This is a genomic window from Aquimarina sp. 2-A2, assembly GCF_045505135.1.
Lineage (GTDB): Bacteria > Bacteroidota > Bacteroidia > Flavobacteriales > Flavobacteriaceae > Aquimarina > Aquimarina intermedia.
In genome coordinates, this window is sequence record NZ_JBJKFI010000007.1 from 112263 (window position 1) to 128235 (window position 15973).

16 protein-coding genes are annotated in these 15973 nt (G+C 36.8%); 4 read left to right on the plus strand and 12 right to left on the minus strand.

Translation table 11 applies throughout. The annotated features are described in order from the left end of the window. Positions 1–21: 21 nt before the first annotated feature. From ACJRPK_RS15410 to mraZ, 5 genes are read right to left on the minus strand one after another with little or no spacing between them, the layout of a single operon-like run. On the minus strand, positions 22–1485 hold the full coding sequence (locus ACJRPK_RS15410) for a UDP-N-acetylmuramoyl-L-alanyl-D-glutamate--2,6-diaminopimelate ligase (protein WP_407141274.1): 1464 nt from the start codon (positions 1483–1485) through the stop codon (positions 22–24). Then, positions 1482–3476 carry a penicillin-binding protein gene (locus ACJRPK_RS15415; protein WP_407141275.1) on the minus strand — a complete coding sequence of 665 codons (1995 nt, stop codon included), beginning with the start codon at positions 3474–3476 and terminating at the stop codon, positions 1482–1484. Before ACJRPK_RS15415 ends, ACJRPK_RS15410 begins: the two co-directional genes overlap by 4 nt. Position 3477: 1 nt before the next feature. Then, the gene (locus ACJRPK_RS15420; protein ID WP_148781487.1) at positions 3478–3795 is read right to left on the minus strand and encodes an FtsL-like putative cell division protein; all 318 of its coding nucleotides are present in this window, start codon (positions 3793–3795) and stop codon (positions 3478–3480) included. A gap of 18 nt (positions 3796–3813) precedes the next feature. Continuing rightward, the gene (gene rsmH, locus ACJRPK_RS15425; protein ID WP_407141427.1) at positions 3814–4710 is read right to left on the minus strand and encodes a 16S rRNA (cytosine(1402)-N(4))-methyltransferase RsmH; all 897 of its coding nucleotides are present in this window, start codon (positions 4708–4710) and stop codon (positions 3814–3816) included. Further along, positions 4697–5167, minus strand: a complete 471-nt coding sequence (gene mraZ, locus ACJRPK_RS15430) for a division/cell wall cluster transcriptional repressor MraZ (protein WP_148781488.1) — start codon at positions 5165–5167, stop codon at positions 4697–4699. Before mraZ ends, rsmH begins: the two co-directional genes overlap by 14 nt. 292 nt (positions 5168–5459) lie before the next feature. Between mraZ and ACJRPK_RS15435 the strand changes: the two genes are divergently transcribed. After that, positions 5460–6224 (plus strand): alpha/beta fold hydrolase, encoded by a 765-nt coding sequence (locus ACJRPK_RS15435; RefSeq protein ID WP_148781489.1) that lies wholly within the window; start codon positions 5460–5462, stop codon positions 6222–6224. A 12-nt stretch (positions 6225–6236) separates the two neighbouring features. Beyond that, entirely contained in the window at positions 6237–6839 is a 603-nt protein-coding gene (yihA, locus tag ACJRPK_RS15440) for a ribosome biogenesis GTP-binding protein YihA/YsxC (protein ID WP_407141278.1), read from the plus strand. 17 nt (positions 6840–6856) lie between these two features. Here yihA and gldC read toward each other — a convergent pair whose 3' ends face one another. Together gldC and gldB are read right to left on the minus strand one after the other, a co-directional pair. Then, positions 6857–7195 (minus strand): gliding motility protein GldC, encoded by a 339-nt coding sequence (gene gldC, locus ACJRPK_RS15445; RefSeq protein ID WP_407141279.1) that lies wholly within the window; start codon positions 7193–7195, stop codon positions 6857–6859. Beyond that, a complete protein-coding gene (gene gldB / locus ACJRPK_RS15450; protein ID WP_407141281.1) occupies positions 7195–8214 on the minus strand; it encodes a gliding motility lipoprotein GldB in 1020 nt (339 codons plus the stop codon). Before gldB ends, gldC begins: the two co-directional genes overlap by 1 nt. A 59-nt stretch (positions 8215–8273) precedes the next feature. On the opposite strand from gldB, the gene nadE reads away from it, so the two are divergent. Beyond that, entirely contained in the window at positions 8274–9062 is a 789-nt protein-coding gene (gene nadE, locus ACJRPK_RS15455; protein ID WP_407141283.1) for an NAD(+) synthase, read from the plus strand. A gap of 135 nt (positions 9063–9197) precedes the next feature. Next, a complete protein-coding gene (locus ACJRPK_RS15460; RefSeq protein WP_148781493.1) occupies positions 9198–9830 on the plus strand; it encodes a response regulator transcription factor in 633 nt (210 codons plus the stop codon). Here ACJRPK_RS15460 and dnaG read toward each other — a convergent pair. The 5 genes from dnaG to ACJRPK_RS15485 all read right to left on the minus strand — a co-directional run bounded on the left by dnaG (position 9827) and on the right by ACJRPK_RS15485 (position 15813). Then, entirely contained in the window at positions 9827–11794 is a 1968-nt protein-coding gene (gene dnaG / locus ACJRPK_RS15465) for a DNA primase (RefSeq protein ID WP_407141285.1), read from the minus strand. The two genes, ACJRPK_RS15460 and dnaG, sit on opposite strands and share 4 nt — an antisense overlap. Before the next feature lie 72 nt (positions 11795–11866). Further along, positions 11867–12613 carry a hypothetical protein gene (locus tag ACJRPK_RS15470; RefSeq protein ID WP_407141287.1) on the minus strand — a complete coding sequence of 249 codons (747 nt, stop codon included), beginning with the start codon at positions 12611–12613 and terminating at the stop codon, positions 11867–11869. A gap of 28 nt (positions 12614–12641) precedes the next feature. Continuing rightward, positions 12642–13619, minus strand: a complete 978-nt coding sequence (locus tag ACJRPK_RS15475; RefSeq protein WP_407141289.1) for a polyprenyl synthetase family protein — start codon at positions 13617–13619, stop codon at positions 12642–12644. A 144-nt stretch (positions 13620–13763) separates the two neighbouring features. Next, the gene (rlmN, locus tag ACJRPK_RS15480; protein ID WP_407141291.1) at positions 13764–14804 is read right to left on the minus strand and encodes a 23S rRNA (adenine(2503)-C(2))-methyltransferase RlmN; all 1041 of its coding nucleotides are present in this window, start codon (positions 14802–14804) and stop codon (positions 13764–13766) included. Between the two features lie 73 nt (positions 14805–14877). Further along, the gene (locus ACJRPK_RS15485) at positions 14878–15813 is read right to left on the minus strand and encodes a chalcone isomerase family protein (protein ID WP_407141293.1); all 936 of its coding nucleotides are present in this window, start codon (positions 15811–15813) and stop codon (positions 14878–14880) included. Positions 15814–15973: the final 160 nt, after the last annotated feature.

Sequence of the window (15973 nt, forward strand, 5' to 3'; positions counted from 1 at the left end):
CTAATGAGGAAATTTTGGGGTTTATTTTCCTACTTTCTTTAATTCTTCAGTTACTATTTTCAAATCATCAAAGTCTGTACGTTCATGATTGATCTCCTGATAGGTCTCGTGTCCTTTGCCCGCAATTAAAATAATATCCTCTGCATTTGCCAATTGACACGCCGTCTTAATTGCTTGCAATCTACTGGTAATAGCGAGCGTTTTTTTATAGTCCTGAGGCGCAACTCCTGACTCGATATCCTTTATTATAACATCCGGATCTTCGGTTCTTGGATTATCACTCGTAAACACAACCTTATCACTTAATTGCGCAGCTATTGCTCCCATCACAGGACGTTTGGTCACATCACGATCTCCACCACAGCCCACAACGGTTATCAAAGTTTCATTTTTGGTTCTTATATCATTAATGGTTTCTAATACGTTTTTCAAAGCGTCTGGGGTATGCGCGTAGTCCACAACTGCCGTCACTTTCCCTTCGGAAATTATGTATTGAAACCTGCCTGCAACACTTTCCAGTGTGCTCACTAACTGAAGTACTTCTAATTGTTCCAGCCCTAACAAGGTTGCGGTAGCATAAATTGCTAATACATTATACGCATTAAAACTTCCTATTAATTTACTCCAGACTTCATGGTCATTAAGCTTAAGTAATAATCCACCTAAACTATTTTCCAGAATTTGACCCCGATAGTCTGCATAACTCTTTAATGCGTAACTGTATGCTTTAGCTTTGCTATTTTGTAACATGAACATACCGTTCTTATCATCTTTATTCACCAAGGCAAATGCGGATGACGGTAATGCATCAAAAAACTCCTTCTTTACGTCACGATATTCTTTGAAGGTATTATGGTAATCTAAATGATCATGCGATAGATTAGTAAAAATCCCCCCTGCAAAGGTCAGTCCTTCAATTCTTTTTTGATGGATTCCGTGTGAACTAACTTCCATGAAACAGAACTCCACCCCCTCCTCATTCATAAGTTTCAAATACTTATTGAGCGTAACAGAATCAGGTGTAGTATGTGTAGCTTTATAGACCGTAGCATCGACCATTATATTTACGGTAGACAACAAACCGACTTTGAACCCGGCTTTTTTAAATAATTGATATAAAAGGGTTGCTATGGTAGTTTTACCATTTGTGCCCGTGACACCAACCAATTTGAGATTTGCAGAAGGATTCCCATAATAATTAGAGCTCATTATTGCTAATGCTACATGAGTGTTTTCCACCTTTACATAGGTGATATTCTGCTCTCTCACCTTAGGCAACCTTTCACAAACTACAGCGATCGCTCCAGAAGCAATTGCTTTGTCAATATAATCATGCCCATCAGATTGCACACCTTGTATTGCTACAAAAAGATCATCCTTACCAACTGCACGTGAATCAAATTCAATTTTTTGAATATCGCACCCGGTATCACCTGCCACCGTATCGATAGCAACTTTATATAATATGTCTTTTAACTGCATCATGATAACACCAATCTGATAGTTTGTTCTTTTTCTATTTTAGTCCCAGGAGCTATACTTTGTTCCCGGACTTTCCCTAAACCTTTTAACTCTACACGTAATCCCATATTTTCTAATAAAGAGATCACATCCATTGCTGACATGCCTTTGACATTAGGCATGATCGTTTTATATTTTTGGGCAGTACTATAATACTCTTCAAAGCTTTTTCTTACCGAGTTACTTTCGGTAACTAGCGGAGAAACTTCGTCAATCGTAGGTATATCGTTATAAATTTTTGTTGCAATAGCCTTAAATACAGGAGCGGCGACCGTATTACCATAGTATCCCTTTGATTTATTAGGCTTATGGATCACCACTATACATGAGTACATCGGATTATCAGCAGGAAAATACCCTGCAAAAGAAGCTATATACTCCCGTTCTTTATCTTTACCATAGTTCCCCCAACAAGTTCCTGTCTTGCCTGCTATGGTAAAATTGGTCGTTTTTATATTGTCTGCTGTGCCTCGCAACACCACGTTTTTCATCATCTCCTGCGCAATCTTGGCGGTTTCTTTTGAACAGATTGCCGGATTGAGCACCTGTTTATCAAAGCGCTCTTTCGTTTTATCCCAGGCACGGACTTCCTTTATAAATCTGGGTTTTACCATTTCGCCATCGTTTGCGATCGCGTTGTAAAAAGACAGCACCTGTAAAGGCGTCATTGCAACTCCATAGCCATGCGCCATCCAAGGTAGTGTCGTCCCATACCAATCATCATCCCCAGGGTACGGAATTTTAGGTTGCCCTTCGCCCTTAATCGACAACCCTAAATCCTTATCCAATCCCATATTGATTAAGCGGTTTACAAATTTATGAGGATTGTCCCGGTATTTTTCATCTATAATCTTTGCAAAAGCTGTATTTGATGAAAGCTCAAAAGCTCTCGCTGCCGAAATAATACCGTAACCACCCCACTTAGAATCTTTGACGGTACGGTCGTAAAATTTTACACGACCATTTTCAGTATCTACAGCATAACTAGAGTCAATAACCTTGTCTTCTAACGCAGCTACAAGTGTCATTAACTTGAACGTAGAACCTGGTTCATGAGATTCTCCAACCGCATAATTAAGTTTCTCATAATATTTTCCTGCACGTGTTCTGCCTAAATTTGATATAGCCTTAACCTCGCCCGTTTTTGTTTCCATTACGACAACCGTACCATGTTCTGCCTCAAACGCTTCTAGTTGAGCCAACAACGCATGATGAGTGATATCTTGTATATTCACATCAATTGTTGAAATCACATCATACCCGTCTAAAGGTTCAACTTCATTAGCATCACCAATAGGCTTCCATTGATTTTTTGCTATTTTTTGCTTCTTTCTCTTCCCTTCTTTACCTCTTAGATAGGGTCCGTAAGCTCCCTCTAACCCTACACGGGTATAGTACCCCTGTGCATCTCTACGCTCATAACCTACCGTTCGCTCAGCAATTTTCCCTATCGGATGTTCGCGTACCGTGCGTTGCTCTACGATAATACCTCCTCTATTAGAACCAAATTCAAAAAGCGGAAATTGCTTTACCCTCATATATTGCGAGTAGCCCAGATTTCTTTTGACAAGAACATACCTGTTTTTATTCGCTCTTGCTTTGCGCAACAAACGGTTGTAATACTCCGGAGATTGCCCAAATTCTTTTGCAAGTGCTTGCGTTAATGGCTTAATGTAGGTTCTAAAATCTTTATCCTTTACAGTTACCGCATCAAATCGTATATCATATTTAGGCACTGAGGTGGCGAGTAAATTTCCTTTACTATCATACAAATTCCCTCTATTGGCAGGAATATCAAATGTCTTAAACACGCGTTCCTGTGCTTTTTGACGATATAGATCCCCTTCAACAAACTGAATATTTACCAGCTTTACCATAATTACTACAGCAAAAACCAGCATCAGTCCGGCGATGACATACAAACGGTTTAATATGTTTTTCTCTTTGATTGCCAATTTATTCTGAACGTTTTACAATAATTTTTTTAGGTGGATTCTTAGGTTCTTTTATGCCGATTCTCGTCATCTTATCAATGACCGAAGACTCCATTTTAAGCTGCATCAATTCGGTACGACCGTCTACAAATTGTGTTCTCAATTCTCTAACCTCATCATTTAACTTGGCTATTTGATGCACTTTACTTTCTGCGTTATGAGAGCTTGCAATCATAATAATTGCCAGAAAAGAGAGAAACAAAAGCATCCTCCAGTTTTTGATAGCGTCATCCGCTATCAAAAACTTCCCTTTCAATATATCATACAAAGTCTGCTTCATAATACTTCATCATTTACTTCATAACCTCGTTGCAACACGAAGTTTTGCACTACGCGCCCTACTATTTTCTTTTATCTCCTTATCCGACGGAACAATTAAGCCCCCCACTTTTTTGAAAGGAACAGAAACATTACCATATAAATCCTTTTCCGGCTCACCTTCAAAAAGTCCGCTTCTTATATACCGTTTAACCAAACGATCTTCTAACGAATGGTAGGATATTAAACTAATCCTACCTCCTGCATCAAGTAAACCCTCCGTCTGCAACAGAAACTCTTTTAAAACTTCTATCTCTTGATTCACCTCAATACGTATTGCCTGATAAATCTGAGCAAGCAACTTATGCTCTTTATGTTTTACTAAAAACGGACGCAAAACATCTTTTAAGGTTTCACTAGTCTTTATTTTCTCATCCTGTCTGGCTGTTACGATCGCTTTTGCCAGTTTTGGTGCAGCCCGTAACTCTCCATACTCATAGAATACGTTACGCAACGCTTCTTCTTCATATTCATTTACCACGTGATAAGCTGACAATTCACTTCCTTGATTCATACGCATATCGAGATCAGCTTCAAAACGTGTTGAAAAACCACGTTCGGCAACATCAAACTGATGCGATGAAACTCCGAAATCTCCTAAAATACCATCAACTTTTTTCACTCCATACAATCGCAGAAAACGCTTGATAAACCTAAAATTCTCATTTATCAGAGTAAATCTAGGATCGTCAATCGCATTCTCTAATGCATCAGCATCCTGATCAAAAGCATACAGTTTACCCTCAGGACTCAACCTTGACAATATCTCTCTTGAATGACCCCCACCACCGAAGGTAACATCCACATACACTCCGTCAGGCTTGATTGCTAAACCAGCCACAGTTTCTTTTAATAATACTGGATTATGATATTCCATCTGTTTCATCTTCAAATCCCATTACTTCTTCGGCCAAATCAGCAAAATCATCAGCTGCATCATCAATAGCTTTTTCATATTGATCTTTATCCCATATCTCTACGATATTCACCGCTGATGAAAGCACCAACTCTTTTTTAATGCCTGCAAAACCAATTAAATCTTTTGGTATCAAAAGTCTTCCCGTTGCATCGATTTCAATAATTTTAACGCCGGCAGTAAACCTTCTGATAAAATCGTTGTTTTTTTTCTTGAATCGATTCAGCTTATTAATTTTTGCCATTAAAACATTCCATTCTGCCATGGGATATAATTCCAAACATGATTGAAAAACAGAACGTTTAAGCACAAAACCTTCTTGTAGGACCGGAGACAATTGCTTTTTAAAAGCAACAGGCAACATCAGACGCCCCTTAGCATCTGCTTTGCACTCATATGTCCCAATCAGGTTTACCACCAAGTCTTTATTTTTGTTTAATAATTCAAATATATTGAAAATATTACCACTTTTTACCACAATCTACCACATTGTTAATAAGTTATCTCTTTTGAACGTTAAAATTTGAACCTGATTTTTTTAAGAATTTGTCTATCAACACACTAGGTAAATCCTTGATTTTTCTTGGAATCATGTAATTCAGACCTGGCATTTAGAGTCCTGAAAAAAATCGTTATGTAGTATTTGTAAAAAATCTTTAAACTATTAATGAAAATGCTATATTTGCTTCTAATCCTCGTAAGAAGTATTAATGACGCATAAATTAAAACAAGACGGAAAATTCAGTTATCTTGAGTTAGGTGAAGGTACTCCAATCGTTATTTTACATGGACTAATGGGGGGATTGAGCAACTTTGACGGTGTTGGCACTTATTTTCCACAGCATGGTTACAAAGTTTTGATACCCGAATTACCCTTATACACCATGCCTCTTATTAAAACAAGCGTAGGAACGTTTGCAAAATATTTAAAAGAATTTATTGATCACTTAGGCTATGACGAAGTAATCCTTTTAGGGAATTCATTGGGTGGTCATATCGGTTTACTTTGCACTAAAATGTTTCCTGAAAAGATAAAAGCTTTAGTTATTACAGGAAGTTCCGGCTTATATGAAAGTGCTATGGGTGAAAGCTATCCTAAACGGGGTGACTATGAATACATCAAAGCAAAAGCTGAAAATGTATTTTATGATCCTGAAATAGCAACCAAAGAGATCGTTGACGAAGTATATGCTACGGTGAATGATCGCAATAAACTTATTAGAACTTTAGCTATTGCAAAAAGTGCAATCCGTCATAATATGGCTAAAGATTTGCCACATATGCATACGCCTACTTGTATTATCTGGGGTAAGGATGACAATGTTACGCCACCAGAAGTTGCCGACGATTTTAATAAGTTACTCCCAGATTCTGATCTTTATTGGATTGATAAATGTGGTCACGCGGCTATGATGGAACATCCAGAAAAGTTCAACACCCTACTACATACCTGGCTTCAGGAACGTAAATTTTAAGATCCTGTCATTATGAAAATTACGAGTGCAGAGTTTGTAATCAGTAACAGCGATGTCGCAAAGTGTCCTAAAGATAATTTGCCAGAATATGCCTTTATTGGCAGATCAAATGTTGGTAAATCGTCGTTGATCAACATGCTTACTGACCGAAAGAGTCTTGCTAAAACCTCAGGGAGACCCGGGAAGACGCAACTTATCAATCATTTCTTGATTAATAAAAATTGGTTTTTGGTTGATTTACCCGGGTATGGATATGCGCGTGTATCAAAATCTGCAAAAAAAGTTTTTCAAAAATTTATCACAGCGTATTTTAGCAAAAGAGAACAATTAATTACTGCATTTGTTTTGGTTGATTGTCGTCATGAACCTCAAAAAATTGATTTAGAATTCATGCAGTGGCTGGGTGAAAATCAAATTCCGTTTTCTATCATTTTTACCAAAGGCGATAAATTATCAGAAAACAAACTCTCCAAGCAAATTGAAAGCTACACCAAAGAAATGCTGGAGTACTGGGAAGAAATGCCTAATTATTTCATAACCTCCTCTTCATCCGGGATGGGCAAAGAAGAGGTATTAGCTTATATTACCGCGCTAAACGAACAATTTTCTACATAAGAAAATCGTTGGAGTGATTATTTTTGTTTGATCTCAAGTTTCTCGGCAAAATAATCACAAAAGTCTTTCATCGTTGCAGTCATCTTTTCATCTTGTGTTGCTCTATTAAAAGTATCACTCATCGATACTAGCGTCTGGTGAAAAAACACCTTCATTTCGTCAATCGGCATATCCTTGGTCCATAAATCGATACGAAGACTTTCTTGATGCGCGCTGTCCCAAACGGAAAGCAAAACCGCCTTGGTTTCCTCATTGACGATTCCTCCATCGGGAGCAGTCCAATGTAATTTTTCGGGAACCTTATTTTCGTCTAACTCAATAGAAATCTTTATTTCTGACTTTTTTGTAACTGACATTAGTTTCTTGGTTTGTATTTTGATTTATTAAAAATTGTTTCTGCATCCATCATTAACAATTGTCGCAAAGATACGTTGTTATTCTCCATATATGAAGAGACTATTCGCCAACCTATATACCTCCCAACACGATCCGGAGCTTCTTTATCAATTTCTTCAAGGTAAAATTTAGAAAAAGGGGCCGGATATAAAAATCTGGGTGACAGGTCCGTGTCTGTGCTGTATAGTGTTTCTTTGTCAATGAAATAACGCCAAATTTGTTCTTCATTCACTCGTACCCACTCCAATTGCTCAGGACTATACCCGAGCTTGGTATACTGCTCATATTTGGGAAGAAACAAATCTATCAAATACTGAACTTTTCCATAATATATCAGATTCGATAAAAACGTTCTGCTTTTTGATAAACTCACTAACTGTTTTGCATAAACTGTGGCAACATCAGGAATGATTTGATCTGATTTGAAATTACGCCGAATATACTCCTGAATGCTTTCATAAAAATAATGGTCCTCACCCAAATAAGTATCCAAAGCAATGAGTAATAGATCATCAGCCAAGATTATCTTATTATGATAATCAACATCATTGGTAATGGTAATAACACGAGGCTCTGTAATTTCAGGAAAATAATATTTGGCATGTTGCAATAATCCCTCCAATTTGATTTTCAGAGTATTTAGATCAGGATACTTTTCTGCTACCTGATTTGCTAATTCAATTTGCAGAGTATCCGCTACCTTTTGGATCCAAAAACTATCCTGGTACTTTTCTGGGAATAAAAAAGGATATTGCTGTTTTAATGCCGGCAGTGTTTTTTGATCCACTTTGGAAAAAGCCTTATCAAAACGTTCTATAATTATTGTAACCGGAATCTCAGCAATTTCTTTCTCTAACTTATCCTCTCTATTACAACTCGTAAGAAAGATGAATATTACAGAAAGTATCATCATTTTAATAAAAATATGAACCAAATTGTTTCTTTTATATAAATACATCATACCACTATACAACGCCATCTTTTTTTATTAATTTTATCAACGCAAAGATACGCGTATAGATTCTAAAAAAAACAACTATGCAAACTGAAAAAGTTATTGATCACATCGTTAATTGGTTAAAGGATTATGCTACAAAAGCGAATATGGAAGGTTTTGTAATCGGTATTAGCGGCGGCATTGATAGTGCAGTTACTTCATCATTATGTGCTAAAACAGGCTTACGTGTGCTATGTGTTGAAATGCCTATCCATCAAGCACCAAATCAGATCAGCAGAGGTCGGGAGCATATCGATCAATTACAAAAAAGATTTGCCAATGTTACCAATGTTGAAATGAATCTAACACCTGTTTTTGAAGCTTTTAAATCTGCAGCACCCGAACAAGAAGCTGATCCTACGTCAGATATGGCTCTCGCCAATACACGTGCCAGATTACGAATGACATCTCTCTATTACTTTGCAGGAATTCATAAATATCTAGTTGCAGGAACCGGAAACAAAGTAGAGGATTTTGGTGTTGGCTTTTTCACAAAATATGGCGATGGCGGCGTGGACTTGAGCCCAATAGCAGATTTATTGAAAAGTGAAGTATACGAATTGGCAGCCGCACTCCAAGTACCTTCCTCAATTATTGAGGCAGCTCCTACAGACGGACTTTTTGGTGATAGTCGAAGTGACGAAGACCAGATAGGTGCAACCTATGATGAACTGGAATGGGCTATGAAAATGAAAGATGAAGGAAAATCAGCGTCGGATTTTGCAGGAAGAGAAAAAGAAGTTTTTAAGATCTTTTTGAAACGAAATACGGTAAACCAACATAAAATGAACCCGATACCGGTGTGTAAAATACCCGTTGGTCTTAAATAAATACAATTTCATCGAGAATATAGTAAAAAGAGGATTACAACACTGATATCTTAGTAATTTTGCTACTATCAATATATAGCATCTATTGAAATATTGATGAAATAATTAGTGTAACCTCTTCAATACTATAAAAGAATGACTACCGTACTCATAGCAGACCATCACCCCATAACACGAAAAGGAATCGTATCGCTTTTGCGTAATTCTGAAAGTTATGATATCGTTGGTAAGGTTAGCAACGGTAACGAGCTTTATGAACTTTTAAAGGAAAAATCTCCTGACGTCCTCATCATGGAGTTAGACTTACCTCAGATTAATGGAATCATGGCTTTGAGAACCATTAAAAAAGAGTTCACTAAGCTAAAGGTGATTATTTTTAGTTCTCATCCAGAAGAAATGTATGCATTAAGCGCTATTAAAGCCGGAGCTTCAGCATACTTGTCTAAAACGGTCTCTACAAAAATTTTGAAAAAAGCTGTGGAACGCGTGGCAAGAGGAGGAATTTATCTAAACGACACCCTGACACAACAACTTGCCAATGGTACAACCAATGATAACAACATGGTTGTAAAGTATAAGAAATTATCTTCTCGTGAAATCGAAGTTCTCAACCTACTATCGTCAGGTAAAAGAAATAAAGATATAGCTAGCACACTTGCTATTAATGAGAAGACGGTAAGCACATACAAAACACGCTTACTCAAAAAACTGAAGGTAGATAATCTGGCTGATTTGATCCATCAATCTCGCTTATTGCACATAAGCTAAATGACTCGATTTAATTTTTGTGATAACATCTTTCTTAACCCAATATAATCGATAATATCCTGCATGATCTCATGATTTTGCGTTTGTCCTTCACTTTCTTTTATAGTTTGTGATAATTCTGCTATCTTTTGTTCTATGAGGAAGCGTCTTAGATTAAGAATAATATCACTTACGTATTGTGACACACTGTGAAGTTTCTGTTTCACATGAATTTCCTGATCAATCCATCGTGCCAGCGCATAACGTTCTTCATTCATGATAATCTCCGTAATTTCTGGTGTAATTTCAGGTGGAATTGTATTAATAAATGTGTCAATTTGAAAATCATCTACTTGATTGAGGTGATCGATGAGTACTGAATACGTTTTTCTGAAATTCTCTTGGGTAAATTCGATTTCATCATCCTGAAGATCCAGAAAGATCTTCTCAAACACCTTACTCGTATAGACTTCTGGTTCCATTACAAGTTCACCCGCTTCATTTTCTTTGAGAATAAGATCTTCAAACTCTTCTTCCTTACTTCCATAGAGAAGTAAAATTTCGATTACCTTACGTTCGAGTTCATATTGTTGATTAACCTTAATCTTTTCTTTTACTTCAGGCTTCACTACCTGCATCGAACCGCTAGTATTATCAACTTTTTTACTCGTGGTCTTTTGTTCTGCTGCTCCTCGAAGTTGCGCTAAAGCATTAAATAATACTTCTTCAGAAATATCCATTATACGTGAACATTCCTGCACGTAGATTTCACGTTTTATAACATCCGGAATCTTAGAAATGCTAGCAACCATGTCCCGTACGACTTCGGCTTTCTTAATGGGATCATTCTGGGTGTCTTCCTGTAGGATAGAGGCTTTAAAACGTATAAAATCCTGAGCGTTTTCCTTCAGGTACTGCTGAATATCTTCTAAGGTGTTTTTTCTGGCAAAACTATCAGGATCTTCGCCATCAGGAAATGTACATACCTTTACATTCATTCCCTGTTCCAAAATCAAATCAATTCCTCGAATAGATGCGCGCATCCCGGCTGCATCTCCGTCAAAAAGAACGGTAATATTTTTGGTAAGTCTATTAATTAAACGAATTTGATCCGAAGTTAGCGCCGTACCGGATGAAGAAACAACATTGGTAATTCCGGATTGATACAACTGAATTACATCTGTATACCCTTCAACCAAATAGCAGTTATCTTCTTTGGCGATTGTTTGTTTCGCATGATAAATACCATACAGCACCTTACTTTTATGATAAATGTCACTCTCCGGGGAGTTTAAATATTTGGCTGCCTTTTTATCATTTGTAAGTATTCTACCTCCAAATCCTAAAACCCGACCAGACATGGATTGAATAGGGAACATTACCCGTCCTTTAAATCGATCGAATTGTTTATTATCTTTAACAATAGTAAGCCCCGTGCTCTCTAGAAATTTAAGTTGATACCCCTTACGTATCGCTTGACTTGTAAGCGCGTCCCATGTGTCAGGAGAATACCCTAAATTAAATTTTTTGATGGTAGCATCGGTAAACCCTCTTTCTTTAAAATAAGTTAGTCCAATAGCTTTGCCTTGCTCAGTTTTATGCAATGAATTTTGAAAAAAAGTATTTGCATACTCGCTAACAAGATACATACTTTCCCGTTCATTTGCCTGCTCTTTTTGCTCATCGGTTTGCTGAGTTTCTTCAATCTCGATATTGTATTTTTTAGCTAAATACTTTATCGCCTCAGGATACGTGAAATGCTCATGTTCCATCAAGAATGCAACTACATTCCCTCCTTTTCCGCTTGAAAAATCTTTCCAAATTTGTTTTACCGGAGAGACCATGAAAGAAGGCGTTCGCTCATCACTAAACGGACTCAAACCCTTAAAGTTACTGCCTGATTTTTTTAACTGAACAAAATCACCAATAACCTCTTCTAACCGAGCGGTTTCAAAAACAGCATCTATGGTAGCTTTATGAATCATTAAATAACTCCTTTTGGAAATTTAAAATTATGAATTCTTTTTAATTATAGCATTACAATATTGGGAGGCTCTTTACATATCGTAACGCAAACCTAGCGATACGTTGTAATACTCGGGTAAAGATTTCTCAAAAACCGGAGAAAAATCATACTTTCCATAAAGCGATATACTTCCAAATCCGACATACGTTCCAATTCCGTAAACAAGACGTTTTACTTCTAAATCATTCTTCAATTTAGACTTTTTATCTCCTTCATCAGTTTTATACTTTATTTTTTGCATCGTATTAATGGTTGCTCCGACAAAACCACCAACCCCTAACTTAAAACGTCCTGATGTATCAAAATTAATACTTGTGCGGCTTGTTTTGTCTTTTGAAGGTCCAACTTCAAGATAAAAAGGTATAGTGAGATTATCAACTCTGAATTTGGACTTGGACAGCGACTTATCTGAGATGCTCAATAGCGTCTGTTCTCCGTCATACGCGAAAATTTGATCGTTTTTGCTTCGAACACCGTTGGATTGATAAGAAATCCCATACCGTAATCTTAACACATTACTATTTTTAAACACTCGAGTTGTCCACAACCAACCAATTTCAAAAAAACGGCTTCCGTATAATTCAAAATCCGTGTCATTATACGATTTCGATGTATCGCTAAAAGTATTTAGACCCGCAGCAAGAAACAATCCACTGGAGGTTCGTTGATCAAATTTTACTTCAGGTCTTAAAATGAATACTTCCTTTTCTTGTGCCTGCAATACATTTATAAAACTCATCACAACGCTAAGCGTGATGATCATAACCTTATACTTCATCTTCATTAAATCTTTGAAACAGGTGCCATTATTTTTTGCGATCGATCACATAATTAACCATCAATATCAGCGATTGTTTGTATTGGGAATCCTCATACTCTGACAAGATATCTAATGCCTTTATTTTAAACTCGTTCATTATTTTTACGGCATAATTGAGGCCTCCGCTAAGCTTAACAAAATCAATCACTTCTTTAACCCGCTGTTTATTTTTATTATGATTTTTAATCGAATTAATCAACCACTTTTTCTTTTCCTGAGAACAAGTATTAAGCGTATAGATTAAGGGAAGTGTCATTTTTTGTTCTTTGATATCAATGCCTGTTGGCTTACCTATAGCTGTATCTCCATAATCAAATAAGTCATCTTTTATTTGAAAAGCCATTCCTATTAATTCACCAAACAGCCTCATTTTCTCTACAGAATCAGAGTCCGGAGCTACCGAGCATGCACCTAAACTACAGCAAGCGGCAATAAGCGTAGCGGTCTTTTGCCTTATAATTTCATAATAGATAGCTTCAGTAATATCTAAATTACGTGCTTTTTCTATTTGTAAAAGTTCTCCTTCACTCATTTCTCTTACAGCGACCGAGATGATTTTCAATAAATCAAAATCGCCGTTATCAATAGAAAGTAATAGTCCTTTTGATAGTAAATAATCTCCTACCAGTACAGCTATTTTATTTTTCCACAGGGCATTAATTGAAAAGAAACCGCGACGACGATTTGAATCATCTACTACATCATCGTGTACCAAGGTCGCTGTATGAATAAGTTCGATTACCGAGGCGCCTCGATAAGTTCGTTCGTTTACAGATCCACCTGAAACCATCTTAGCTACTAAAAAAACGAACATCGGACGCATTTGTTTACCTTTACGATTAACAATGTAATGCGTTATTCTATTTAATAAGGCAACTTTGGAGGTCATTGATTGAGAGAACTTCTGTTCAAAAAGTTCCATTTCATCAACTATCGGGAGTTTTATTTGTTCAACAACTTTCAATACGAATTACTTACTTCTATTTGCTTAGTCTTGCGAAGATAGCACAAATAGTTTTTGCACGTAATAGGAATTTAAAAATTATAGTGCGCAGCGCACCACGATAGGAAAGCGACTCTGATTTGAGCTATTTAAAAAAGAGAAAAATTATTGCTTGTTGGCTAATTGACCGCATGCCGCATCAATATCTTTACCCCTGCTTCTTCTCACATTTACAACGATACCTCTGGCCTCTAAAGCACGAATGTAATTTTCTGTAGCTTGTTCGGACGCTTGCTGAAACATACCGTCATCTATTGGATTATATTCTATCAAATTTACTTTACAAGGAACATAACTGCAAAATTGAACCAACGCATCGATGTCTGCTTTTTTGTCATTAATTCCTTCCCAAACCACATATTCATAAGTAATTCTACTCTTAGTCTTCTCATACCAATAAATAAGAGCTTCTTTTAAATCTTTGAGCGGAAAATTCGTGTTAAAAGGCATAATTGACGTACGTACCTCATCAATTGCAGAGTGCAAGGATACCGCCAGCTTAAATCTGACTTCATCATCTGCCATCTTTTTGATCATCTTTGGCACTCCGGATGTAGATACGGTAATGCGTTTGGGGGACATCCCCAAACCTTCGGGAGACGTGATTTTATCTATTGCTTTAAGTACATTATTATAATTCATCAATGGCTCTCCCATTCCCATAAAAACTATATTGGATAACGGGCGCTGATGATACAACCGACTTTCATCATCAATAGCCTTGACCTGATCATAAATTTCGTCCGGATTAAGATTTCGCATTCGTTTAAGCCTTGCGGTTGCACAAAATTTGCAATCCAGACTACATCCAACTTGTGAGGAAACGCAGGCAGTAGTGCGGGTAGGTGTTGGAATTAGCACCGATTCTACGACCAATCCATCGTGTAATTTTACAGCATTTTTGATCGTACCATCAGAACTGCGTTGTATTTGATCTACAGAAATATGATTGATTACAAAATTATCCTCCAACATCTGACGGGTGTCTTTGGATATATTCGTCATCGCATCAAAATCATGTGCGCCTTTATTCCACAACCACTCATATACCTGACTACCTCTGAACGATTTATCTCCCTGTGACACGAAAAACGCCTGAAGTTCTTCTTTACTTAATGCTCTTATATCCTTTTTCTTCTCCTTCATTATAGCTATTTGTAAAGATTTACACTGTAAAACCTACTAATTATACGAATTGTAGTTACGTACTGTCAATATATTACTCGTCTTCTTTGACACGCTTCCACTGGTGGGTACCTCCACCACCTTTATACTTAACATTGAGCACGTCCATTTCTTCTTCATCTATCCATATATCGCAATCAGAAACTTCCCCAGTTCTAATATCTGTGAATTTTCCGTTCTCATATTTGAAATCCTTCGCATGCTTTAAGCGTTTCATAATAACCAAACCTTCTACATTTTGATTTTTGTCATCACCTTTACATTGATAGCAAACGGCATCTCGCTCTGATTGACGCAGCATACGTTGAATAGATCCAAAAATTTTGTTTTCGATCATATACAATTGAACGATGTTAATTGCTACACCTGTTTCCTTATCATAAGTTTTCCATCGACCTAAAATTGGATTTGGCGTATACGATGCTAAAACATCCTCTTTTAGTTTCTCGTCAACAGGATTTCCACCCAGCCATATTTTAAAAAGAGCCTTCTTAAACTTGAGACTATTAACCTGTCCCAGTTTATCTTTGTTCTTATACAATGATAGGTTACCTCCCTTTTTATAAACTATTTTGAAGATATCATATTTATTGATATCATTTGGCAAAAGATTGATAAAATCTCTAATTTCATTTTCTAAAAGATAACTATTACCGTCTGTTGCACGTTCAAGACCATTACGTAACATCTCTTTTAATTCGGCTCCATTAACTGCACTGGTTATCACCTTTATGGATATAGCCATATCGGCATCTTTATTAGCAACCCTTAATCCGTCTTCTACGCCTTCAACCTCAAAATCTAAGTACAAACCTAAAGCATACAAACGCTCTCGTTCACCTGCTCCATTTAGCATCAATTCTGCTCCTTCAAACGTATCAATGTCATTAAAATAAACCTCTCCGACCTTAGTCTGACTAAAGGTGATTAATGAAATTGCTCCAAAAAGAATTAAAAATAAATTTTTCATAAGTCATTTTAAATTAGGGGGCATGTTTGCTGCTAATAGCTAAAACGTGGTTTCTTTACACAAAGTATCTATTAGCGTGTAATGATATAAAAAGTTTAGGTTATTTTAAGATAGCAAAAACCCCACTTTATGCAGGCATAAAGCAGAGTCTTGTAATATG